Annotated in this window: 17 protein-coding genes; 12 read left to right on the top strand and 5 right to left on the bottom strand. The window is 62.4% G+C overall.

Going from position 1 to position 22457, the window contains the following annotated elements:
• Positions 1 to 141: 141 nt before the first annotated feature.
• Positions 142 to 2856, bottom strand: coding sequence for a hypothetical protein (locus tag IPM54_05735; protein ID MBK9259320.1), 2715 nt, complete (start codon positions 2854 to 2856; stop codon positions 142 to 144).
• A 155-nt stretch (positions 2857 to 3011) separates the two neighbouring features.
• Here IPM54_05735 and IPM54_05730 point away from each other — a divergent pair, with 155 nt between their 5' ends.
• Positions 3012 to 3884, top strand: a complete 873-nt coding sequence (locus IPM54_05730; GenBank protein ID MBK9259319.1) for an FkbM family methyltransferase — start codon at positions 3012 to 3014, stop codon at positions 3882 to 3884.
• Here the strand turns inward: IPM54_05730 and IPM54_05725 are convergent.
• Positions 3881 to 6394 (bottom strand): hypothetical protein, encoded by a 2514-nt coding sequence (locus IPM54_05725; protein MBK9259318.1) that lies wholly within the window; start codon positions 6392 to 6394, stop codon positions 3881 to 3883. The genes IPM54_05730 and IPM54_05725 overlap by 4 nt on opposite strands.
• Before the next feature lie 134 nt (positions 6395 to 6528).
• On the opposite strand from IPM54_05725, the gene gatC reads away from it, so the two are divergent.
• The 8 genes from gatC to IPM54_05685 all read left to right on the top strand — a co-directional run bounded on the left by gatC (position 6529) and on the right by IPM54_05685 (position 15233).
• Entirely contained in the window at positions 6529 to 6846 is a 318-nt protein-coding gene (gene gatC / locus IPM54_05720) for an Asp-tRNA(Asn)/Glu-tRNA(Gln) amidotransferase subunit GatC (GenBank protein ID MBK9259317.1), read from the top strand.
• 3 nt (positions 6847 to 6849) lie between these two features.
• Positions 6850 to 8373, top strand: coding sequence for an Asp-tRNA(Asn)/Glu-tRNA(Gln) amidotransferase subunit GatA (gene gatA, locus IPM54_05715; GenBank protein MBK9259316.1), 1524 nt, complete (start codon positions 6850 to 6852; stop codon positions 8371 to 8373).
• Positions 8370 to 8981: a GNAT family N-acetyltransferase gene (locus IPM54_05710; protein ID MBK9259315.1), complete on the top strand. Its 612-nt coding sequence runs from the start codon at positions 8370 to 8372 to the stop codon at positions 8979 to 8981. Before gatA ends, IPM54_05710 begins: the two co-directional genes overlap by 4 nt.
• Positions 8982 to 8983: 2 nt before the next feature.
• Positions 8984 to 10267, top strand: coding sequence for a hypothetical protein (locus tag IPM54_05705; GenBank protein ID MBK9259314.1), 1284 nt, complete (start codon positions 8984 to 8986; stop codon positions 10265 to 10267).
• A gap of 36 nt (positions 10268 to 10303) precedes the next feature.
• Positions 10304 to 11434: an NAD-dependent epimerase/dehydratase family protein gene (locus IPM54_05700; protein MBK9259313.1), complete on the top strand. Its 1131-nt coding sequence runs from the start codon at positions 10304 to 10306 to the stop codon at positions 11432 to 11434.
• Positions 11435 to 11615: 181 nt separating this feature from the next.
• On the top strand, positions 11616 to 12839 hold the full coding sequence (locus IPM54_05695) for a 1-acyl-sn-glycerol-3-phosphate acyltransferase (GenBank protein ID MBK9259312.1): 1224 nt from the start codon (positions 11616 to 11618) through the stop codon (positions 12837 to 12839).
• A gap of 2 nt (positions 12840 to 12841) precedes the next feature.
• On the top strand, positions 12842 to 13846 hold the full coding sequence (gene truB, locus IPM54_05690; protein ID MBK9259311.1) for a tRNA pseudouridine(55) synthase TruB: 1005 nt from the start codon (positions 12842 to 12844) through the stop codon (positions 13844 to 13846).
• Between the two features lie 103 nt (positions 13847 to 13949).
• Positions 13950 to 15233, top strand: coding sequence for an HlyC/CorC family transporter (locus IPM54_05685; GenBank protein MBK9259310.1), 1284 nt, complete (start codon positions 13950 to 13952; stop codon positions 15231 to 15233).
• Positions 15234 to 15451: 218 nt separating this feature from the next.
• Here the strand turns inward: IPM54_05685 and IPM54_05680 are convergent, their stop codons facing one another.
• Positions 15452 to 16567 (bottom strand): formin, encoded by a 1116-nt coding sequence (locus IPM54_05680; GenBank protein MBK9259309.1) that lies wholly within the window; start codon positions 16565 to 16567, stop codon positions 15452 to 15454.
• A gap of 371 nt (positions 16568 to 16938) precedes the next feature.
• On the opposite strand from IPM54_05680, the gene IPM54_05675 reads away from it, so the two are divergent.
• The 3 genes from IPM54_05675 to IPM54_05665 are packed head-to-tail and all read left to right on the top strand — an operon-like array spanning position 16939 to position 19405.
• The gene (locus tag IPM54_05675; protein MBK9259308.1) at positions 16939 to 17544 is read left to right on the top strand and encodes an aminodeoxychorismate/anthranilate synthase component II; all 606 of its coding nucleotides are present in this window, start codon (positions 16939 to 16941) and stop codon (positions 17542 to 17544) included.
• Positions 17541 to 18593, top strand: a complete 1053-nt coding sequence (gene trpD, locus IPM54_05670; protein MBK9259307.1) for an anthranilate phosphoribosyltransferase — start codon at positions 17541 to 17543, stop codon at positions 18591 to 18593. Before IPM54_05675 ends, trpD begins: the two co-directional genes overlap by 4 nt.
• Complete coding sequence (locus IPM54_05665) at positions 18590 to 19405, top strand: indole-3-glycerol-phosphate synthase (protein MBK9259306.1); 816 nt, start codon at positions 18590 to 18592, stop codon at positions 19403 to 19405. Before trpD ends, IPM54_05665 begins: the two co-directional genes overlap by 4 nt.
• Here IPM54_05665 and IPM54_05660 read toward each other — a convergent pair.
• A complete protein-coding gene (locus IPM54_05660; GenBank protein MBK9259305.1) occupies positions 19402 to 20064 on the bottom strand; it encodes a Uma2 family endonuclease in 663 nt (220 codons plus the stop codon). The two genes, IPM54_05665 and IPM54_05660, sit on opposite strands and share 4 nt — an antisense overlap.
• Positions 20065 to 20090: 26 nt before the next feature.
• The gene (locus IPM54_05655) at positions 20091 to 22448 is read right to left on the bottom strand and encodes an RNA-binding transcriptional accessory protein (protein ID MBK9259304.1); all 2358 of its coding nucleotides are present in this window, start codon (positions 22446 to 22448) and stop codon (positions 20091 to 20093) included.
• Positions 22449 to 22457: the final 9 nt, after the last annotated feature.

The following is a 22457-nucleotide window of genomic DNA, read 5'->3' as shown; positions in this document are numbered from 1 at the left end:
ACACGGCTAGACTAACCAAGCTTTGAGAATTTCGCGAGTTTGTTGCGCAAGCATCTCGCGATCCATCGCGGGTTTGGCGGAAGTTCAGCGCAACCCCCTCAAAACGGCGCGTGTCAGCAGCCCCGCGCGTGGGCGACATTGTCAGTTTCCGGCCGAATCTCCACCCGCCGCTTCCTCGGTCTTCGGCTTCTTGAAGTACCGAATTCGTTTGGCTTGCAACGGATACCATGTGCTGAGCGGCACGATCGGCGTCGCCTCGTGAAAACGCTTCGCTCCTGGAGCATCGACGCGCACGAGGCGCACCGACGTCGGCGTCGATGGAGGATGCACCGCTGCGCCCGACAAATCCGTGTCGCCACCGAGCGCCAGCGCGAGCGGTTTGGCGAGAAGAACCCGCGACGATGCACCTGCATTTGCAAGCAGCTCGTCGAGTTTCTTCGCAGCATCGGGCGGTGGAGGCCCCGCGGTCGAAAGCTCGGCGTAGAGCAGCATGCCGTCGACATCGAGCACGCCCACGGCTGCGATGGCCGTTTGCGTTGCGGCCGCACCCGTCGCGATGCGCAACGCTCCTTCGACCGGCGGTTCCACACCAATCGCAAACGCACGGGGAGAAGCCCAGAGCGACGCTGCCGTCGTACCTGCGTCGGCCGGCCCCGCGTCCATCACGGCCACGGTTTTTCCTGACGCACGGCTCGACGCAGGCGACGCACTCACGACGCGCGGATCGATCTTGACGATACGCACCTTCGCATCGGGCATCGCCGCATCGAGACGCACTTCCGTCACCGCGAGCGAATACGGGAAACCATGCTGCGGCAAACCCTTGACGCGAAAAACACCTTCCCCCTCGGCGGGCGGCTGCACGATCGGCGTGATGTTCGCGCCCGGGATCATGTGTCTGAGGGTCATGTAGAAGAAGTCGCGCGCTTCGCGACGAATGTACCGAGGGAAGTTCATCAGGCCCATGCCGCGAATGAACCGGCGACCCCGAAACTTGAAGCCGTCGATCCCCGACACCGTTCCTTCGGCTTCCCAATCGTTCTGCAGCGGCCTTCCAAGCGGAGGCATGTCTTCACTGCGAGCCACCGTGTAGAACTCGAGACCGCTGTGACCTGCGTTCATGTCGAGCGCCAAGCCGTACGAGCACCGCGCTTGGATCATCGACTGCGCCAAACCCTCTGGCCCAAGGTCGGCTCCGTAGAAGTACGCGACAAACTTCTCCTTGGTCAAACACATCCCCGTTCGCACCGTGTGCGTCTTGTCCGCCCACCCCGGCGGCGTACCGCCCCACCACGTGCGCCCGTACGGATTGATCGTTCCGTCCTGAACGAGCACCGTCATGTTCTGGCGGTACGACAAGACATCGGTCGGAATCGATTGATCTTCCGGCCACGTGCCGAACGCGGAGTTGCCATCGCGCATCACGGCAACGGTCGCTGCGTACGGTTTCGGCGGCAAGTACACGACGCCATCGGCCATCATGCCGAACTCGCCGTGAAGCGCTTGAAAGCCCGCGTTCGATGCGGCCACGACGCGTTCGAGCACCGCGGGATCGCGTGGAATGAGCCCCGGTCCTGCTTCTCCTGTCGCGCCTTTCGGTTCGACCGTTCCTGCCATCATGTGCAGCTCGACCTGACGCGGATCCCACAGCGCGATGAACACGCGCGTCGTCTTGCGTGACTTGTCCGGACGGATGTACGTCGTGACAAACGCTGCAGGAACCCCTTCGGCACGGCGCACGAACGGATCCTTGTCTTGCGGGTTCCACTGCCCCTCACCTGGAAGCGCGGGCGTGATCCACGGCTCGAGCGGCGCGGGAGGCCAGCCGATTTCCGGATCCGTGGGGATGACACGCGTGGGCGCGCTGAGTTTGTCTTGGCCAAGATCCGCCGCGATGTCCTCGGCCGCGGCGTTCTCGTCACGCATGCCTTCCCTTTGACGCAAAACGATCTCCAGCCCGGTGAACGCGATCGCTTTGACCGTTTGCATCGCTTCGTCACCCACGACGTCGCGCACGCGATCGACCGCCCACGTCACGACGTTCCCCGGCCGCGCGACCTCGTGATCCACCGCGCTGAGCCACGTGGGAAGCACAGCTTCGCCGGTCAGGGCCACGCGCGCGCTTCGACCTTCGTCGGTCACCACGAGCGCGCCTTCCTCCAGCGCACAACGTACGCGTGCTGCAGGCGGCTGCGCCTCGTTCGATGCCGCATCACCGCCTGGGTTTGTCTCGGCACCGTGAGCTGGTTCGGACGCGGGAGGTTCGTCACTTGAAACCGCGAACGTGCGCTTGCCGATGCCGCGGATCTGCCCCGTGTCCTGCGCGTTCGTGATGGCCAATTGAAGCCGCTCGACACGCCCGAAGTCCGCGGTTTCCCCAGATTGTCCGGACAATTCGATCACGTGCACCGTGGTATGGCTGCCCGCGACGAGCGGATGCGCCACATAAGCAAAGCGTTCACCCGCGACCGACGGCGCCGATTCGTCTGCGCCGCTCGTCTCGGTGATGTTGTACATGCCGCCCACTTCGAGCAGCACGCCTTCGGGCGACAGCTTGGCGTGAACGAGGAATAGATCGTTCGGATCACCCGCGACGGGCGGCGTCCGCACGATCGCGCGGCTCGTCGCTCCGAGGGCCCCAAACACACCGCGCGGCGCGTCGATGAACGTCACGTCTTCTGCGCGCGTCGGGATCCCACGCCGACTGAGCTCGGCCGCAAGGGCACTCGACCGGTCGGGAACCGGTGCTGCGCCCGATCCATGCACGAGGACCGCGAGCAAAGCCGCTCCAAGTGCCGTGAAAGCAACATGCCGCCGCCGAGGTTCGGCTGACGAGGAGTAACGGGAAGTGACCATACGGCGCAAAAACGCTCGAAACGCCCCTTGCCTGCCCGGAGGGGACAGATGAGCAGGGGCGGCATTATCACTGGTCGCTCGGATGGGCCACATTTCCTGCGGAGGGCCCACCCGATCCTGGCGCCTTAGACTTTCCAGCGTCCCTGGAGTACCTCTTGCCCTCGATGCTCGCGCAAACTCGACTCCTCGCCGCAGAGCTCCTTCGTGGCGTACAGGCGCGTGGAGTGACTCGCCTTCAGCGTGCTCTGGCTCCGCAACCGATCATCTCCGACATCCGCGGACGACAGTATGCGTACCCCCAGGATCTGGGCATTTCGACGACCTGGCTTGGATCTCCCTCGTCGCTCATCGGCTGGACGGTGCATTTTCGCGGGGCGTACGAGCTTGGAACGCTTGGCGTGCTCGCCGCGCTGCTCGAACCAGGGGATTCCGTGGTCGAAGGTGGGGCAAACGAAGGGTACCATACCGTTTTCATGGCGGCGCTCGTGGGGCGCAGTGGACGAGTGTGGGCGTTCGAGCCAAACCCATTACCTCGACAAACGCTGGAAAAGAACACGACGGGCACGCCACAGGTGACGATTCGGCACGAAGCATTGGCGGCCGAGCCTGCGGAATCGAGGGATTTTTATGTGCCTCGCGGGGACGTACCGAATCAAGGGTTGGGGGGCTTTGCGCACAATTTCACGCAGCCGACGGAAAAGGTCACGGTGCGCATCGAAACCGTGGATCGCGTGATTGGCGATGCCCGCGTGAGCCTCATCAAGCTGGACGTGCAGGGATTCGAGCACGAAGTGATGGCGGGCGCGAAAGACGTGGTCGCACGCGATCTCCCGTATGTTTTATTCGAATCGATACCGGGCGAGCAATCGGGCCGCGAAGTTGCGGCGATGTTGCGCGGTTTTGGGTATTCGTTGTGGCGCGTGGATGAACGGATGCATCATCCGTATTTTTCGCTGGAACCGGCGGGGAAACTCGAGGCGGCGAGCAATTATCTCGCGATGCCGCCGCCTCGAGCCCGCAAGCGTTAATCGTGCAGCTTGGTCAGATTGAGACCACCTGCATACCAATAACTCGTGTAGTCGCCATACCCGTACACCGTAATGCCGAACGGCTGACTACCGGTGATCGTGTGGTTGCCGCCGTTGATTTTGGCAAGGCTCACGCGGGCGAGTCCAAAGCCGGTGTTTCCGATCGCCGTGAAGCCTCCGACGTTGCTTCCATCGAGCGTCACGGTCGCTCCCGTCGGTGCGACGATGTTGACGTACGCGGTCGTGTAATTGGTCGGCGTGTGGAACAGGTAGCTATTGCGGTATTGTTCTTTGCCGACGGCGAGCGCCATCGCCGGATCGCCGGAGTTCTGCGCGGGCGGAGCGCTTTGGCCCACCATGTATTCGGCGACCGTGATGGGCTCGTTGGCGGTGATTTCGAAGCTTTGGCTCGTGTTGGGAATTTCGGCCCATTGGCCCGCTTGAGCAATCGATGTCGGCGCGCCTGCTTGGGGCGGATCGTACGTGAGCGTCGTGTTCGGCTTGGTCGCGACGATTCGAACGAACCGAATTCTCGGCGTCATCCCGCCCGTCGGCACGAGCGGCGCGGTCACGATGAATTTGTTCGACAAGGTTTCGAAGGGGAACATCGATTCCTCGATGTGATCGCAATAGCCGTAGTCGTGCGGAACGTAGATGCATTGGTGACCGCCGATGACCTGCACGGGTTTGTTCGCTGAAACCAGCGTCCCCGTCACGTCATTGGGATCGTTGGTTCCGGTGCCACCGTTCGAAACGATTTCGATGACGTCTCCGGCATTCAACGTCACCGTACCGGTGCCATTCGTTCCAATGCCATTGACGCCGGACTTCACTTGTCCACCGCCGGGTGCCGCCGTCACGTTGACTACAGTATTGTCGTCTTTTGCCGTGACCGCGTAGAAGCCGGACATGCCCGCGAAGTGGTGCCGCGCGACGACACGATACGTGCCCGTCCAAACGTTCGTCGGCAAAAGAAGCGATGCATCATTGCTGTACGAGCAGTTGGCTTGGTTGACCAAACAATCGCCGCCGTTCGTATAATCGAGCGGGCTGAATTGGTAGACGGTGACCGGCTGATTCGATCGCAATCGATAGGCGCCTTGGTTGACGCGTACCGAACCGGGCATGGGCACGGCGCTGTTGGACGTGGGGCCTTTGAGCGTTTGATCCCACGCGAAGGGAATGATTTGCACCGCGCCGGGCTGCACGGTGTACGTTCCCAGCACGGTGGCACCTTTGGAAGCCGTCACCGTCGCGGGGGAATTGCCCGTGTTCGACACTGCAGCGGCGAACGCGAACGACAAGCTGACGATGTTGGCCGTGATGGTCGGATAATAATCGCAACCAATGTAGCTCGTTCCAAGCGATTTCAGGCTGCACGTGCCGTCGCAACGTCCCGTTGCGGGATTGCACGAGGTGCCCATGAGCGGGTCGCAAATTTCGGTAATGGTGCTGAGGCCATCCGGGCAGAACGTGCCCACGTTGCCATTGCAGGATCCCGTTCCTGCTTCGCACGCGACGCATCCGGGCGGTTCGGGGCTGCCGTCGCAATCGTCGTCCAAACCATTGCAGAGCTCGTTCTTGGGCAACACTTGGCCGGCACAAGGCCCATATCCCGTGCCATCGGCTTCACATGTCGCGACGCCGGCTTTGCACGTACCAACGCCTTCGGTCCCGGGCGAGCCAAAATAACACGCCACGGTCGTGCCTGGCACACATGCGCACGGGCCATCCTGGAACGTGTTCCATTCGCAACCGTCCATCGGATTCTTGTTGCAGTCCGCAAACCCGGCGTTGCACGCGCCCATGCCGCAATTGCCATCGACGCAAACCGCCGCGGCATTGTCCGGCTGGGGACAAGCGTTCGTGCACGACCCGCAATTTTGCACGTCGTTCGCCAAATCGTAACACTGCGTCGAACAGCACGAGAAACCGGGTTGGCACGGCTGAATCGGCGAACATCCAGGAAAACACGTCTCGGAAAAGCACACCGACCCTTGCGGGCAATCGGTATCGATGACGCACCCGACGCATCTGTTTTCGTTCGTATTGCAAATCAATGGCGCCATGCAGTCGGTCGGATCCGTACACCCGACCTCGCATTCATTGAAATTCGTGCAGTATTGCCCAGGCGGACACACGTCGTCGGCTCCCCCAGGAAGACACTTGACGCACGTATTGGTCATTGGATTGCACACGGGCCCCTTGGGTGACGCGGCACAATCGGCAGATGTGGTGCATTCGGGCGGCAGAGATCCCCCGGAACCGCCCTGCCCCGCAGCTCCAGCAGTTCCCGCAGAACCACCTTGACCGCCAATGCCTCCCGTCGACGAAGACGCGCCGGCTTCTCCACCCATGCCACCTTGCCCTGCCGCGCCACCGGTCGTCGTCGGATTCGAGGACGAGCTGCAGCCCGCGCCTTGACCGACGACGCCGACGAAGCCAATGCCTCCCAACATCAAAAGTACCGCTGAAGAGGAAAAACGACTCGGAAACGCAAGTCGGGGCATACGAATTTCCTTTCACTCTCGAACGAGCTGGACGGGATAAGGCCAACTCCACGATTATCCCGGCTCTTCGGAAATGAAAAGTACCCATGACCGGAGGCCGCATCGCTCCGTCGCCTCCGTGCTACACCGGCGCGATGGTTTCACCGGAGCGCGATACCAACATCATCGACGAAACTCGCGTCCGTGCGCTCGCTCGGCTCGCGCGGCTCGAGCTGCCCGACGAGGAAATCCACAAGCTGACCGGGGACCTGGGAAAAATCCTCGCGCACGTGAAACAACTCGAAGAACTGGACCTGACGGGTGTCGATCCCACGGCGCACGTGGCCTTCGAAGAGCCGCATCTGCGCTCGGACACGCCGCATCCGAGCTTGCCGGTGGACTTGGCGCTGCGCGAAGCGCCTCGGGTGTCGATGGAAGGTTTCGCCGTGCCGGCCTTCGTCGACGAGGGTTGAGCCATGACAAACAGCTCGGTTTGCGACCGATCCATCTCTGAACTCGCCGATTCCATAACGCGCGGCGACGTGTCGGCGGAGGCCGTGGCAATCGCTTACCTCGACCGCATCGCCAAACGCGACGCCGGGCTCCGCGCGTTCCTGACGGTCCAGCGCGAAGAAACGCTCGAAGCTGCACGTGCCATCGACCAAAAACGCGCGCGCGGCGAAACGCTCGGACCGCTCGCCGGCGTTCCCATCGCCATCAAGGATGCTCTCTGCACGCGCGATGCGCCCACGACCGCTGGATCACGAATTCTTTTGCGCTCCAACGAAGCGGGCGCTTCCCCGCAGCTCGGCTTTCGTCCACCTTACGACGCGACGGTCGTCGCGCGGCTTCGTGCAGCCGATGCGCTGCTCGTGGGAAAAACCAACATGGACGAATTCGCAATGGGTTCGTCGAACGAGAACAGTGCGTTTTTCCCGGCCAGAAATCCGTGGGACACGTCGCGCACACCGGGAGGTTCGTCCGGGGGAAGCGCGGTCGCCGTAGCGGCGGGTATGTCGCTCGGTGCGCTTGGATCGGATACGGGTGGAAGCATTCGTCAACCCGCGGCGCTCACGGGGACCGTGGGCGTCAAGCCAACGTACGGTCGCGTGTCGCGTTATGGGTTGATCGCTTTTGCATCGAGCCTCGATCAGGTGGGTCCCTTCGCGTGCGACGTACGCGGCGCAGCGCGCATTCTGCGCGTGATCGCGGGGCATGATGCGCACGATCAAACGAGCCTCGCGGCGCCGGTATCGGACTACGAAGCAGCTTGCAGTCGCGACGTGCGGGGCCTTCGCATCGGTGTGCCCGAAGAATATTTTGGCGAAGGGCTTGCGCCCGAAGTCGAAGCGCGTGTGCGTGAAGCGTTGAAGGGGCTGGAATCGCTGGGCTGCACGATGCATCCCGTGCATCTGCCTCACACGAAGTACGCCGTTGCCACGTATTACGTCGTCGCGACGGCCGAGGCTTCGTCGAACCTCGCGCGTTACGACGGCCTGCGGTTCGGCGCGCGAGCAGCGGACGCGACGAACCTCGAGACGCTCTACGCTCGCACGCGCGGAGCAAACTTCGGTCGCGAAGTGGCTCGACGCATCGTCCTCGGAACGTTTGTCTTGTCCACCGGGTATTACGATGCGTATTACCTGCGCGCGCAACGAGTACGCACGCTGTTGCGACGCGACTTCGAAGAAGCGTTCCGTCATGTGGACGTCATCGCAACGCCGGTTTCGCCCACGGTTGCGTTCCCTCTGGGCGAACGTGTGGACGACCCGCTCGCGATGTACTTGGCGGACGTGTACACGCTTCCCGCGAGCCTTGCGGGGGTGCCGGCGATCAGCGTGCCGTGTGAACCGGCCGCTCCCACGGCAAACGCTCCATCGCTGCCCGTGGGTTTGCAGCTCATCGGCCCGCCGCTCGAAGAAGCACGCCTGTGCGCCGTTGCAGCAGCATGGGAGCGTTTGTCTCCGGCGCGAGGTTTGCGTCCCGAGGGTTTGGCATGAACGAACCAGCGAGCGACGTTCGAATCATGCTTGCGGGACCCGAGCACATCGAGGGGCTCGCCGAGCTCTTTCATGCGGCCGGATCGCCTTGCTTTTGTCGGTTTTGGCATTTCACCGGGACGAACAACGAATGGCTCGACGTGTGCGCGAATGCGCCGCGGGAAAACGCCGACGTTTTTGCACGAGCGCTCGCGGAACGAAGCGACGAAGCGCGCGGCATCGTGGCGCTTCATGAAGGCCGAGTCGTTGGGTGGCTGAAGGTCGCGCCGGCGTCCGTGATGCGAAAGGCGTACGAGCGACGCTTCTACAAGCAGTTGCCGGTGCTCAAAGGCGATCGTGAAGGCGTTTTCCTCATCGGATGTGCGCTCGTGCATCCCGCATATCGCAAACGTGGGGTAGCAAAGGCGCTCGTTGGGGGAGCCGTCGAGCTTGCTCCGTCGCTCGGAGCTTCGGTGCTCGAAGCTTTACCGTGCAGGCCGAATGAGCCTGCTGTCATGGATGAAGCGCTTTGGACGGGACCGATGGGCGCGTTTATGGCGCATGGGTTTGTCGAAGTGGGTGGTTTCGAGATGTATCCGGTTCTGCGCAAGACTTTTGCGCCGAGGTAGCCGTGCGAAGCGTAGCGATCGTCGCCCCGATTTCCCTAGCGCTCATCGTTACGCTGCCGTGTTGCAATCGTTGTTCGTCGTCGACCGTCGATGCTCCGGATGCTTCGGAGGTCGAGCCTCCGGAGGTGGTCGAGGTCGATGTTTTGCCGCCGCCTGCTGCGTGGAAGTTCGAGCCCGTTCGGCTTGGACCAACCTTCCTGGGGCCGGCATTGCCTCCGGGATGCAGCATGCGCGAGCCGCTCGTGCGCGCCAAAGTTCGCGCGTCGACGCGGTTTGTCGCGGCATCATCGGCCCTCGGGTCGCTCGTCATTGCGGACGCGGACACCGCGGAGACGCCGCCGCGGCTGACGGGTGTAGCGGCGTTCGAGCTGGATCCGGCGGGCACGAGCAGCAAGCCGTTTGCAGTGCCCTGGACCGAGGCGACGGCGATGCCGCGATTGGCTCGGACGAACACGGGTGCATGGATTGCGGCGTACTCGGAGCCCACCGCGGACAAACTGTCGAAGGTGTTCGTCTTTCAGAACAACGCGGCGACATCCATTGGCGAAGGGGAATCGTTCGACGCCATCGACTCGAGCTGCAACGGAGACGTCTGCGTGCTGCTCACGACGCGTCTTGCCAAGGTTTCAGCGCCCGGTGCGGATGTTTGGATGGGCAAACCGAACGAATCCGTAACATCGTGGCGCAGGCACGAGATCGTTCCGCAAGCGGGCGACAGTGATGCAAGGCCGTCGTGCATCGCGAGGCTCGATGTGGTCGCGACGGATGCCGATGCGGGCGGTCGGAGCGAGCCCGTGGTGGGTTTGTTCGAGGCATCGGATCTGGTGTTTTGGGGCGTTGGATCCGCGGACAAACCTCGTGAGCTGGGCCGAGTGCCTGCGCCTCACGGTATCGTCGATGCGACGGTGCTGGGTCGTCCCGTGGCGCTCGTGTATGGCGCTCCGGTGGATGACGACGGTTGTGCGAAGCAAGGCGGGATCATGCGGTTTTCGCGGCTTGGGGCGCCCGACGTGGATGTGCGCGCGCCGGCGCCTGCAACGAGCGGCGCGTTGCGGCCTCTCGCGCGCGGCGGCCTTGCGACGTACATCGCTCCGATTGAATGCCGTGCAGCGCGCAAGGTCGTCTACGCGGTCGTCCTGGGCGAAGACGGCGCGCCGACGTCGGCGCCGATGCCCGTTGGTGACGCATCGAGCTTTGCGGTGACGACCCAAGGCGACAACGTGGACCTGTGGATCCAGCGTGACGATGACGTCGTGTGGATCCGCGCGACGTGCGCGGCGCCGTGACACCGTTTCGCTCGGCCCAACCAAGCCGTTACAGGGATGTTGCACGTGCCCCGCGAAAGGGTACTGTCGTGCCCGCTCCGCATGGAATCTTCCTCGGAAAACGCAACATCAGCCCCGCGCATCAAGCTTGGCAACCGCGTCGTCGCCGTCACGGGTGCTGCCTCGTTTCTCGGACGAAACCTCGTGGGACTCCTCGAAGAAGACCCACAAACGCAGCGCATCGTCACCATCGACATCGCCGCTGCAAGCACCGCGCGCGACAAGACAAAACACTTCCCGCTCGACCTCACCGCACCAGCAACCGAAGAACGCGTCGCCAACATCCTCGCCAGCGAACACGTCGACACGCTCGTGCACCTCGGCTTCTTGCCTTCGCCCACGCACGCGACGGTGTGGTCGCACGAGCTCGAATCCGTCGGGACGATGCACCTCATCAACGCGGCGAGGCAAACGGGGTTGCGCAAGTTCATTCAGTGGAGCCAAACGCTGCTCTACGGAGCGCACCCGACAAACCCGAACTTCTTGACCGAAAGGCACCCGCTACGCGCCGACGCGGACGAACCGTTCTTCGCGGACAAGATCGCCGCCGAACGGGAAATCAACGCGTTCGCAGCGAAGTCGAAAGGCACCGTGGTGACCGTCTTGCGCACGGCGCCCATCGTGGGCCCCACGGTGCGCAACTGGGTCACGCGGTACCTGTCGCCTGAAAAGGTGCCCACGCTCCTCGGCTTCGATCCGCTGTGGCAACTCGTGCACGAAGTCGACGTGCTCGCGGCCTTCAAGCTTGCAATCGATCGCGATCATCCGGGCACGTACAACATCGTCGGTGAAGGCGTCCTGCCGCTATCGACGATCATTCGTCTCGCTGGACGCAAAGCGACGCCCCTCCTGCACCCGCTCGCGGGCCCTGTCGTTGGAGCCATGTGGGTCGCGCAAATTTCACCTTTCCCGCCGAGCTTCTTGCGCTACCTCCGCTACGTGTGCGTCGCCGACGGGGAGAAAGCCAGAAGCATGGGGTTTCGCCCCGCGTACACCACCCGCGAAGCGCTGCTCGACTACGTGAACGCCGAGCGGCTTCGGGACGCCAATCTCTTGCAGGAAACGCCTGCCACGACGGAAGCGCGCCATGGGAAAGAAACACAAACGCAAGCACAAGCAAACCGGTAGCGATCGTCCGTCGAAGCCCGAACAGACACCGACGACGAGCGCCGTGTTTGTCGCAACCGACCCAGCTCGTGCTGCGTTCGTCGTCACGGAATCGGCAAGTGCTGCGTTCGTCACGACAGACCCCGTAGAGCGTGTTGATCAGGTTCTGTCCGCGGAGGTACCGGGTGAGGCGCAGTCCGTGATGTCAACGACCACCGATGCGTCCCTCGATGAGCGACTCGTTGCCGGCTACGACCTCGATGTCGACAACGCTGCCGACGTCGCGCCCGTGGGTCCCACGGAACCGGGTTTGTCTACGGGGTTTGGCCAGGACCAGGAAGACCCCCAAGCCGCCGAACGCTTCGGCGTCGAAAACCCTCCCGCCATCGATGCCGCTACGGCGGCGACCAGCGCCGAGGACATCGAGCAGCAGATTCGCGACTTGGAAGCGCGTCTCGACCGCATGTTCGACAAGGCGCGCGAGGGCTCCGACAAACCTCCGGCGCCCGTTCCATCGGACAAACCATCCTCCCCCACGCCCGTTCCGCAGCGCCCATCCTCACCAGGGCAAGCAACCGCGGACGAAGTTCTTTCGCCCGAGTTTTATGCTCGGCAGTGGGGACGCGCAGGCCTGCGTAGTCGTTCGGAAGAAGTCGACGAATTCGGGCTCGATCCCACGTTCGAACAGCGCCTCCTTCCATCGCTCGATTTTCTTTACAGCCGCTACTTCCGCGTCGCTGTCGAAGGCGTTCAGCACATCCCCGCGCAGGGACGTTGCCTCATCGTCGCCAACCATTCGGGCGGTCCCCTGCCCTACGACGGCGCGATGCTCCGCACCGCCGTTCGTCGCGAGCACGCCGCGCATCGTGAGCTTCGCTGGCTCGCCGAAGACTTCATCTACTACCTACCTTTCGTCGGCACCTTCATGACCCGCATCGGAGCGGTTCGCGCTTGCCAAGAAAACGCCGAGCGGCTGCTTGGCAAAGGCGCGCTCGTCGCCGTGTTCCCCGAAGGCGCCAAAGGCATCGGCAAACTTTATCGCGACCGCTACAAGCTCCAGCGCTTCGGCCGCGGAGGCTTCGTGCGCTTGTGCCTGCGCACGCGCACGCCCATCGTGCCTTGTGCCATCGTCGGCGCCGAAGAAGCGAACCCGATGCTCTACCGCATCGAGTACATGACCAAAGCGCTCGGCATTCCGTACTTCCCCATCACGCCGACGTTCCCCGCGCTCGGTCCCTTGGGTCTCATGCCCGCACCCACGAAGTGGAAAATCCGTTTCGGTGAACCCTTCACGTGGAGCGGTTACGGCGCGGAAGCGGCCGATGACGAGATCCTCGTCGGACGTTTGTCCGAACGCGTTCGTGCGTCGATCCAAACCATGCTCGATCGGATGGTTGGCGAACGTCGATCGGTTTGGTTCGGTTGAACATGGCCGATGACGACAGTTTGCCCGAGGCGCTCGAAGGCGTCCTCGTCGTGGACAAACCCACCGGGCCCACGAGTCACGATGTCGTCGGCAAGCTCCGGCGCACGCTGCGCATGCGACGCATCGGCCACGCCGGAACGCTTGATCCGCTAGCCTCCGGCGTGCTCGTCGTGCTGCTTGGTCAAGCCACCAAGCTCGGCCCGTACCTCACGCTCCACGACAAACGCTACGACGCGCGCGTCGTCTTCGGTCGCAGCACCGATACGCTCGATACGCAAGGAACCATCACGAGCGAAACGCCGCTGCCCGAATGGCTTTTGCAAGAGATCGAACAGCTCGCATCCGGCGCGCCCATCGATGCAGCACCACGTTTGGCAGAAGCTGTCGCGCACGAACGCGCACGCAAGGCGCAAACCCCGCCTGCGTATTCCGCGATCAAGGTAGCTGGACAGCGCAGTTACGATCGCGCCCGTCGAGGAGAAGCCGTCACGCTCGAAGACCGTCCCGTCGAAGTCACGTCCATCGAGCTACGAGGAGCGGGGTTCGTCGAACAGAACCGTCTCGGTTTCGTCGACATATCGCTCGACGTCAGCAAGGGGTACTACGTCCGATCCTTTGCGCGAGACCTTGGACAAACCCTTGGAGTTCCATCTTGTCTCGGAGCCCTCCGGCGCACGCGGAGCGGTCCGTTTGACCTCCAAGAATCGGTTAGCCTCGACGCCGCTCGTTCGATGCTCGAGGCGTCGGTCATCCCCCTGGCAAAAGCCGCCGCGCGTTGCATGTCCACTTCGGTGCTCACCGCATCTGGAGTAACCCGAGCGATCCAGGGAAAACTCCTATCCGCACAGGATTTCTCCGTTCCTCCAGCAATTTCTGATGAGCCCTCGGCATGGATGTCACCGGAGGGCGACTTGGTGGCGGTCGGCGGTGTGCAAGCGGATGCGTATGTGGTCCGACGAGGTTTTACGGCGAACCGAACTGCAACGACTGACGCTTCTCGTGTATGATTGGCCTGCTACGCCCACGTCACTCCGACGGGGGCAACGGTTTTGGCCGGTTGCACCGCGGAAGCATGGTCCGCTACGATTTGGGCGGTAGGGGAGTTCGGTTTTGAGTCCAAATGATGTTCCACTGACGCTCTTGGCCATTGCCATGGTGTCAGCCATAGTCGGGGCGTTGTTCGCGGCAGCGGACACGGCTCTGACGACACTGAGCGGCCCTCGTTTGAGTGCCCTCATCGAGCAGGCCGAGGGGGCCGACAAGAAAGCGTTTGAACGCATTCGCACGGCCGACATGAAGCTGCGCTCGCGGTACTTGCTCGGCAGAATCGTCAGCTCGACAGCCACGGCAATTTTCACCTTTTTGGTGCTGCTTCCACGCTTTGGGCAGGGCGCTGCGTGGATTGCTTTTGGCATCGTCGTGGCGTTCACGGGCATCCTGTACGAAGTCACCACGACGCTTGCGCGCAAATACGCCGATCACGTGGCGCCCATGGCCGCGCGATACTTGCGTCCGCTCGAGATCGCGATGTTTCCGCTCGCCATTCCGCTTGGATGGCTTGGTGCGGCCATCTCGCGCAAGGATGTCGTTGGCGAGCCGCCGGATCCGCGTGTCGCCGAGGCCGAAGTCGAAATGCTCGTCGACGAGGGCGAGCGAACGGGGCTGTTCGACCCCGAGCCTGCGGAGATGATCCGCAATGTGCTCGAATTTCAGGACCGAACGGCCAAGGATGTGATGGTTCCTCGATCACGTGTCGAAGCGATCGAAGTTTCGACGCCGATCGAGAAGGTGCTGCCGTTCGTCACGGAGAGCGGACATTCGCGATATCCCGTCTATCGCGAACAAATCGACAACGTCGTGGGTCTTTTGTATGCAAAGGACCTGTTCAAGCAGATCGAGGAGTGCCGGCCGAAGAACACGACGCTTCGAGAAATCGTGCGCAGTCCGGCGAACTTCGTGGCGGAATCGCAACCGCTGTCATCGCTGCTCAAAGAGATGCGTTCGCGTCGTCAGCACTTGGCGATCGTGGTCGACGAGTTTGGCGGCGTCAGCGGCATCGTGACGCTCGAGGACGTGCTCGAAGAGATCGTGGGCGACATTCGAGACGAACACGACCTCGAAGAAGCACCGCCGATTCAGGACTTGGGCAATGGGCGCATCTTGGCGGACGCGGCTGTGAGTCTGCGTGATTTGTCCGCGTATCTAGGAGCGGACATGCCTGCGGAAGACGGCAACACGCTGGAAGGGATGATCACCGAGCATCTCGGCAAGATCCCTGAAAAAGGGACGAGTTTGAGCAAGTTCGGGATGCGGTTCATCGTGCAGGACTGCGACGAACAGCATATCGGGCGCGTGGAGATCATCCGTCGCGCATCGACGCCTGGACCCACGTGAGGGCCTCACCCCCTAGCCCCCTCTCCGCAAGCGGAGAGGGGGAATAGACCTCACCCCCTAACCCCCTCTCCGCAAGCGGAGAGGGGGAACAACGCTCTTCCTCCCCCTCTCCCTCCTTAGGGAGAGGGGGTCGGGGGGTGAGGCATACTCCCCCTCTCCACGGAGCGGCGAAGCCGCGAAGCTGGAGAGGGGGTCGGGGGGTGAGGCGCGAGAAGCGATCAGCCGCCCGCCGTGACCTTTTGCAGCTCGGACAACAAGCCATCACCGAGCTCGATCGTTCCGGTGACCGGGTTTTGCGGATCGCTTTCGTCGCCCTTGAGCTCCTTGCGCAAGTCGACGAACGCCTTGCGAAGGTTACGCATGGCCTCTTCGCTCGTGAAGACCGCGGTGCTCGCAGGATCGATCGGCACGACGATGTCCTGACCGGGGAGATCGCCCTTCGTGTACCGATTGAGCTTCTTTTCCGCCGGTTTGCCGCGTTCGATCTTCGTGATGGTGTACGTCGCAGGCCAGTCTTTGCCGAGAGCAAATGGTTCCTTGTTCGGAACGAACTCGGCAATGACGCCTTTTTGATCGGACCGGAAGAGCACGGAGAAGTTCATCACCGGCTCTTTCTCTTCCTTCCAAGCTTTGGTGACAGGGTCCTTGACGAAGTCGAGCAAACGCTTGAGTTTGTCCTTATTTTCGTTCAAGGCCTCGCAGCTCGACGTGAACTTGAGGAGCTGGCGTAGGGCGCTGGGCTTCAAGCCGGAGATCGCGCTGCCGTCGACCTTGGTCGCGTCGAACGGGATGTTGACCGCGCCGAGCTGAGCGGAGAGCTCCGCCGGGTACTCCTTCTTCTGAAGTTTGTCCGCGGACTCGGCGAGCAAGTTGTCGAGCTCCTTCATCTTCTCGTTGGCGCCTTTGATGTCGCCCATGAGCGCCTTGGCGTTCGCGATGACTTGCTTGCCGCGGTCGGCCTTTGCTGCCTGACCACCGACGACGTAGCCAAGGCCAATGCCGAGCAGAGCCGTGCCGATCGCCGCTCCGATGAGCGTCTTCTTGGCCTTCTCGCGCTCCTTGATGATCTCCTCGCCAACCTCGACCTTGATCGTTTGTTGCACGACCGTGGGCTTGGGCGGAGGTTCGGAGACGGCGGGCTTGGCCCCTGCGAACGGGGGTACGGGGATTCCGGGCGTGATACCCGGCGGCGGTGCGATGCCTTGAGGCGCTCCAGGGCTCGACGGCTGCGATCCGCCGGGCACGGGCAACGGCACGGACTGCGTGCCGATGTTGGTTTTACCGAGCCGGTCCTTCAGATTGATCTTCGGTTTCTTGCTCTTGTCGTCAGCCATCGGCTCCTCGTAGCGAGACGCGTTCCGCCATTCGTGTACGACTGCGAGAGGGACAGACACCCAAGCCGTTGCGGGATTTGGATTTCGCAACAACGCAGGGCATCGTGGGCACCATGGGGCATGCGCCCAGAGCGCACGTTACCGGCCGGATGCATCCGGTGTCAACCAAACGGCCATTGCGATTTCACGAGACCTTGGATGACCGCACCAAGCGACGGATCGCGATACTTCATCCCGCACGGATGCTCCCGTTTCTACGCGATCGCAGGTTCCAAGCTTGGCCGTTTTCCCTTGATTTACCGATAAAAAAAGCCTCTCGCGGCCCAGCCCCGAACACCAAAACTGCTACGCTCGCTCGCTCGGGGGAACCGATGCGACTGCTCGTCATCGATAACTACGACTCTTTCACTTATAATCTTGTCCAATATCTCGAAATACTCGGCGCTCGTTGCGACGTCCGCAAAAACGACGCCATCGACGTTCGCGGCGTTGCAGCGCTCGCTCCCGACGGAATCCTGATTTCGCCAGGTCCGTGCTCACCCAACGAAGCCGGCGCGAGCCTCGCCATCATCGAAGCCCTCGCTTCGCGGCAACCCATCCTCGGGGTTTGTCTGGGCCATCAAGCTCTCGCGCAAGTTTACGGCGGCCGCGTCGTTCGTGCCGAGCGCATCATGCACGGGAAAACGTCGCCGATTCACCACGATGGCCGCACGCTCTTCACCGGTTTGCCGCAGCCGTTCGTCGCGACGCGGTACCACTCGCTCATCGTCGATCGTGACAGTTTGCCCGCGGATCTCGAGATCTCCGCGTGGACGCACGAAGGCGAGATCATGGGCCTGCGGCACAAGCGTTTTCCCGTGGAAGGCGTCCAGTTCCACCCCGAATCCATCTTGACCGTGCGCGGCATGGATCTGCTCCAAAACTGGCTCGATGCCGTGAAGGCTCACGTGCTCGGTAACCAAGGAGCAGCGGCATGAGCGCGACGGCGATTCAGTTTCACCACGTCTTCGCTGAAATCGCGAACGACACGGGCCCTTCACCTCACATCATCCGCGAAGCGCTCGATGCAATCCTCGCCGGAGCATGGACGCCCGTTCAAGTCGCCGGATTTGCCATCGCGCTGCGCATGCGCGGCGAAGAGGCGAGCACGATCGCGGCCGCAGCTCAAACCCTTTGTGCTCATATGATCGAAGTCGACCACGGTTTGCCCGTTGTCGTCGACACATGCGGCACCGGCGGCGACGGGCTCGGCACGATCAACATCTCGACGGCCGCTGCGTTCGTCGTCGCTGCAACGGGCGCACCCGTGGCCAAACACGGCGGCCGCAGCGTTTCGAGCCGCTCGGGGAGCGCCGACGTCATCGAAGCGCTCGGCATTCCGATCGACATCGCCCCGGAACGACAAGCGTCCGTGCTCCGATCTGCGGGCATCGCGTTCCTCTTCGGCCCGACGCATCACCCTGCCCTGCGCCACAGCCAAACGGTTCGACGCGAGCTCGCAGTACGCACGATCTTCAACGCGCTCGGGCCTCTCGCGAACCCCGCCCGAGCAACCCATCGACTCTTGGGCACCTACGACGACGCCTTGCGCCCGGTGCTCGCAAAAGTCCTCGCGGAAATGGGCGTGCGTCGCGCTTGGGTCATACGCGGCGAAGACGGGCTCGACGAAGTGAGTCCATTCGGACCAACGCGAATGACCGAAGTTGCCGAGGGTAAACTTCGGGAACGAATCATTCGGCCCGAAATGTTTGGCCTCAAATCATCACTTCCGGGTGCCATCGATGGAGGTTCTGCTGAGGACAACGCGCGCGTGATCCGTGCGGTTCTCGAAGGACAAACCCATCCCGCTCGCGATGCGGTGATCCTGAACGCCGCGGCTGCTCTTGCGGTTTGTCGGGAAGTCGATGACGAAAAGCTATTCCCGCAGCTCGCCGTCGAAGCTGCTCGCGCGATCGACTCGAAGCATGCGCTTCGAAAGCTCGAAACGCTGCGCATGACGGCGAACATCGTGCGGCGCGCGGCATGACGACGCGGACAAACCTGCTCGGTCGCATCCTTGCGTCGAAGCGCGCCGAGGTTGCACGGCTCATGGCTGGTCCGCGGCCCCATACGCACCACCGGCCCGAAGGATTGTCCTTCCAAACGCTGCGGCGTCCGCTGGGTGAGCCCCTGCGACTCATTGCCGAGGTCAAACCGCGGTCACCGTCGGCTGGCCCCTTGTCGAGCGTGATGACGGCGGACGAGCGAGCTTGCGCGTACGCAAGTGCAGGCGCGGTGATGATCAGCGTGCTCGTGGACGAGCCGTTTTTCGGAGGCTCGTACGAAAACCTCGCCGCGTGTCGTGAAACGCTCGACGACGTCTACGGGGCATCGCGCCCGCGACTTTTGTGCAAGGAATTCATATTGGATCCCGTGCAGCTCGATTACGCAGTTGCGGCAGGTGCGGATGCCGTGCTGCTCATTGCGCGAATCGTGACGCCGGAGGAGCTCGGGGCGCTCGTGGTGCAAACGCGCAATCGGGGGCTCGAGGCATTGGTGGAGGTGACGACGGAGGATGAATTGCGTGCAGCGGAAGGAGCGGGGGCGCGTGTGATTGGGGTGAATGCGCGCGACTTGGATACGCTGGCAATGGATCAAGCGCGTGCGGCGGCGGTATTGGCGCGCATCGAGGGGAATGCGGTGCGCGTGCACTTATCGGGACTGGCGACGGCGGAAGACGTTGCACGCATTGCACGAGGTCCCGCGGATGCGGCGCTCATTGGGGAAGCGCTGATGCGACAGGACGACCCGACGGAATTGCTGAGCGAAATGGTGCGTCGCGCCGCGGACAAACGTTAGGGCGATTGTTCTTTGGTTTCTTCGGTGGTTGTTTCGGCGGGCTTGGGAATGATCCAAAAGGGTGAGAAGTCGATTTCGAGATCGAATGGCGGAAGGCGCATACGATCGTTCTCCTCGGCAGACTCCACAAGCGCCGGGAGGCCGTTGATGGACCGGTACACCTCGACGAGGTAAAGCTCAGGCTCCACGAGCCAAATCCACTCGACACCGAAGCGGGCGTACAGCGGAAGTTTCTTGCCGCGGTCCTTGCGTGCGGTCGACGAAGACAGCACCTCGCAGCAAAAATCAGGAAGGATCGTGATGGGAGATCCGTCGGGCGGATCTGGGCACCGCTCCACGCGCCAACCAGCAATGTCCGGCGCCGTCGTTCGGTCCCCAAAACGCACGTCCGGCTCCAGCTCGATCCACCAACCAGTTCCACCAGAGGGCACATCGACGCCGCCCAGGGCGCGATACAATTGCGCCGCGGCTCGACGATGCTTGGCACGTGGGCGCGCCATGGTGCTGATGACGCCCGGTTCGAGAATCTCACCCGTAACGCCTTCGGGAAGACGCTCGATCTGCTTCCAAAGCTCTTCGAAGGTCGGGCCTCGTTGTACCAAGGTCGGACCTCGTTGCTCGTCCTCACTCGTCGTGAGTTTTCGTGCAGGCTCACCCATCGCGGGCAAGCCTAGCACAGGCGCGACTATCGCTTCAGCAGATTCGCGAACGGGTTGTTCGTGAACTTCGCTTGCTGCTGCGACGAACCTTGCTGCCCTCGGCCCTGGGTTTGTCCCCGCTGCTGAGGTTGCCCTTTTGCCTGGTTCGGCGCATTCTGCGAGGTTTGTCGCGTATCCGGCCGATCGTTTTTCCGGGCCGAAAGCGCTATGCGCTTGCGCGCCATGTCGACCTCCATCACCCGCACCTTGATCTTGTCCCCCACTTTCACCACATCGCTCGGATCCTTGACGAATTTGTCCGCCAATTGCGATACGTGCACGAGGCCGTCCTGATGCACCCCAACATCGACGAATGCCCCGAATGCCGTCACGTTCGTCACGATCCCTTCGAGCTCCATTCCCACTTTCAAATCATCCATCGTGCGCACGTCGTCGCGGAATTTTGGAGCCTCGAAAACGGCGCGCGGATCGCGCCCCGGCTTTTTCAATTCAGCCACGATGTCGTTCAGCGTGAATTCTCCGACGTCATTGCCCACGTAACGCCTCGGATCGATTCGCCCGATGAGCTTCATGTCCCCCACGAGCGACGCCACGGGTACGCCGAGATCCGTCGCGATTTTCTCGACGAGCGCATATCGTTCGGGATGCACGGCGCTCGCATCGAGCGGGTGTTCGCCCCCGTGAATACGGAGAAACCCGGCGCATTGCTCGAAGGTCTTCGGCCCGAGTCCTTGGACATCCAACAATTTCTTGCGGCTCGAAAATGCCCCGTGCGTATCGCGATGCGCCACGATTTTCTTGGCCAATGAAGGCCCAATTCCTGCCACACGCGCAAGCAGCGGCGCGCTCGCCGTGTTCAGCTCGACGCCCACCATGTTCACGCAGCTCTCGACGACTTCATCGAGCTTTTTCGCGAGCAATACTTGGTATACGTCGTGCTGATATTGCCCGACGCCAATGCTCTTCGGATCGATCTTCACGAGCTCGGCCAGCGGATCCTGCAACCGTCGCGCAATGCTGATCGCTCCACGCACGGTCAAGTCCAAATCCGGAAATTCGTCACGCGCCACGTCGCTCGCCGAATACACGCTCGCCCCGGCTTCGCTCACCGATAGGCACATGACCTCTTTCAAGCCTTCGGCCACGAGCACATCTCGCACGAATTGCTCGGTTTCCCGCCCATGCGTGCCATTTCCAACGGCGACCGCATGCACGCCGTATTTCCGACAAAGATCGCGAATCGTTTTCTTTGCCTTTTCAATCGCTCCGTCACCTTGAACCAAATAAATATTTTCATTGGTCAAGAGTTTGCCCGTATCGTCCACGACGACGCACTTGCAACCCGTGCGTTGACCAGGATCGATTCCAAGCACCGTGTGCCGCCCAAACGGCGCCGCCAGCAACAGCTCGCGAAGGTTCTGCGCAAATACATCGACCGCCGCTCGATCCGAGATCTGCTTCATTTCGACACGCACGTCGATTTGAACGCTCGGCGCAAGCAGGCGCTTGTACGCGTCGGCAACGGCTTTCGACATTTCCCCCGCCCACGGAGATGCCCCGTCGAGACCCGCGAGCTTGCCGATCGGCCCGAGCTGCGCTTCGCCATCGAGGTCCACCGACGCCCGAAGAATACCCTCCGCCTCGCCGCGACGAATGGCCAAATACCGATGCGACGGCATTCCAGCCACCTGCCCCTCGAACGTTGCATACGTGTCGAACTTCGTCGCTTTCCCCTCGTGCTCCTCGTTTTTCTTCACGCGAATCACGCCATCGCGCATGTAAGCTTCGCGCACGAGCTTTCGGACTTCGGCATTTTCAGCAATTCGCTCGGCACAAATATCGCGCGCCCCAGCAAGCGCTGCGATCACGTTCGGCACTTCCTTCGCCGCATCGACGAACGCTTCGGCTTCCTTTTCGGGACTGCCCTCTTTCGCTTGCGACCAAATACGATCCGCCAAAGGCTCCAGCCCCCGCTCCTTCGCAATGATCGCCCGCGTGCGCCGCTTCGGCTTGAACGGCAAATACAAATCCTCGAGCTCCGCCTTCGTCGCTGCCGCCAATAACTTCTTCTGCAAATCCGGCGTGAGTTTTCCTTGTTTGCCGATTTCGTCCAGAACGGCGCGGCGTCGTTCGTCGAGCTCCACCAAGTACGTGCGACGTTCCTCGATGGCCCGGATTTGCACTTCGTCGAGGCCGCCCGTGGCTTCCTTGCGGTAACGCGCAATGAACGGCACCGTCGCACCTTCGGCCAAGAGCGCCACGACCGAGGAAACGCCCGACCGCGGCAACGAAAGCTCGGCAGAGAGCATCGGCACGGGATCGAACGGAGGCAGGGGCGATGCGGGATTCGTCGAGGCTTGGTTCGAGTCGGTCGTAGCAGTCATGAGGCGGGG

This window comes from Polyangiaceae bacterium (assembly GCA_016715885.1).
GTDB lineage: Bacteria > Myxococcota_A > Polyangia > Polyangiales > Polyangiaceae > Polyangium.
This window is presented reverse-complemented; position numbering and strand designations above follow the sequence as displayed.

Excerpts from the sequence above, each read along its gene's own strand:
- IPM54_05735 (MBK9259320.1), bottom strand. The coding sequence starts at position 2,856 with ATGGTCACTTCCCGTTACTCCTCGTCAGCCGAACCTCGGCGGCGGCAT.
- IPM54_05725 (MBK9259318.1), bottom strand. The coding sequence starts at position 6,394 with ATGCCCCGACTTGCGTTTCCGAGTCGTTTTTCCTCTTCAGCGGTACTT.
- gatC (MBK9259317.1), top strand. The coding sequence starts at position 6,529 with ATGGTTTCACCGGAGCGCGATACCAACATCATCGACGAAACTCGCGTC.
- gatA (MBK9259316.1), top strand. The coding sequence starts at position 6,850 with ATGACAAACAGCTCGGTTTGCGACCGATCCATCTCTGAACTCGCCGAT.
- IPM54_05710 (MBK9259315.1), top strand. The coding sequence starts at position 8,370 with ATGAACGAACCAGCGAGCGACGTTCGAATCATGCTTGCGGGACCCGAG.
- IPM54_05700 (MBK9259313.1), top strand. The coding sequence starts at position 10,304 with ATGTTGCACGTGCCCCGCGAAAGGGTACTGTCGTGCCCGCTCCGCATG.
- IPM54_05695 (MBK9259312.1), top strand. The coding sequence starts at position 11,616 with ATGTCAACGACCACCGATGCGTCCCTCGATGAGCGACTCGTTGCCGGC.
- truB (MBK9259311.1), top strand. The coding sequence starts at position 12,842 with ATGGCCGATGACGACAGTTTGCCCGAGGCGCTCGAAGGCGTCCTCGTC.
- IPM54_05680 (MBK9259309.1), bottom strand. The coding sequence starts at position 16,567 with ATGGCTGACGACAAGAGCAAGAAACCGAAGATCAATCTGAAGGACCGG.
- IPM54_05675 (MBK9259308.1), top strand. The coding sequence starts at position 16,939 with ATGCGACTGCTCGTCATCGATAACTACGACTCTTTCACTTATAATCTT.
- trpD (MBK9259307.1), top strand. The coding sequence starts at position 17,541 with ATGAGCGCGACGGCGATTCAGTTTCACCACGTCTTCGCTGAAATCGCG.
- IPM54_05665 (MBK9259306.1), top strand. The coding sequence starts at position 18,590 with ATGACGACGCGGACAAACCTGCTCGGTCGCATCCTTGCGTCGAAGCGC.
- IPM54_05660 (MBK9259305.1), bottom strand. The coding sequence starts at position 20,064 with ATGGGTGAGCCTGCACGAAAACTCACGACGAGTGAGGACGAGCAACGA.
- IPM54_05655 (MBK9259304.1), bottom strand. The coding sequence starts at position 22,448 with ATGACTGCTACGACCGACTCGAACCAAGCCTCGACGAATCCCGCATCG.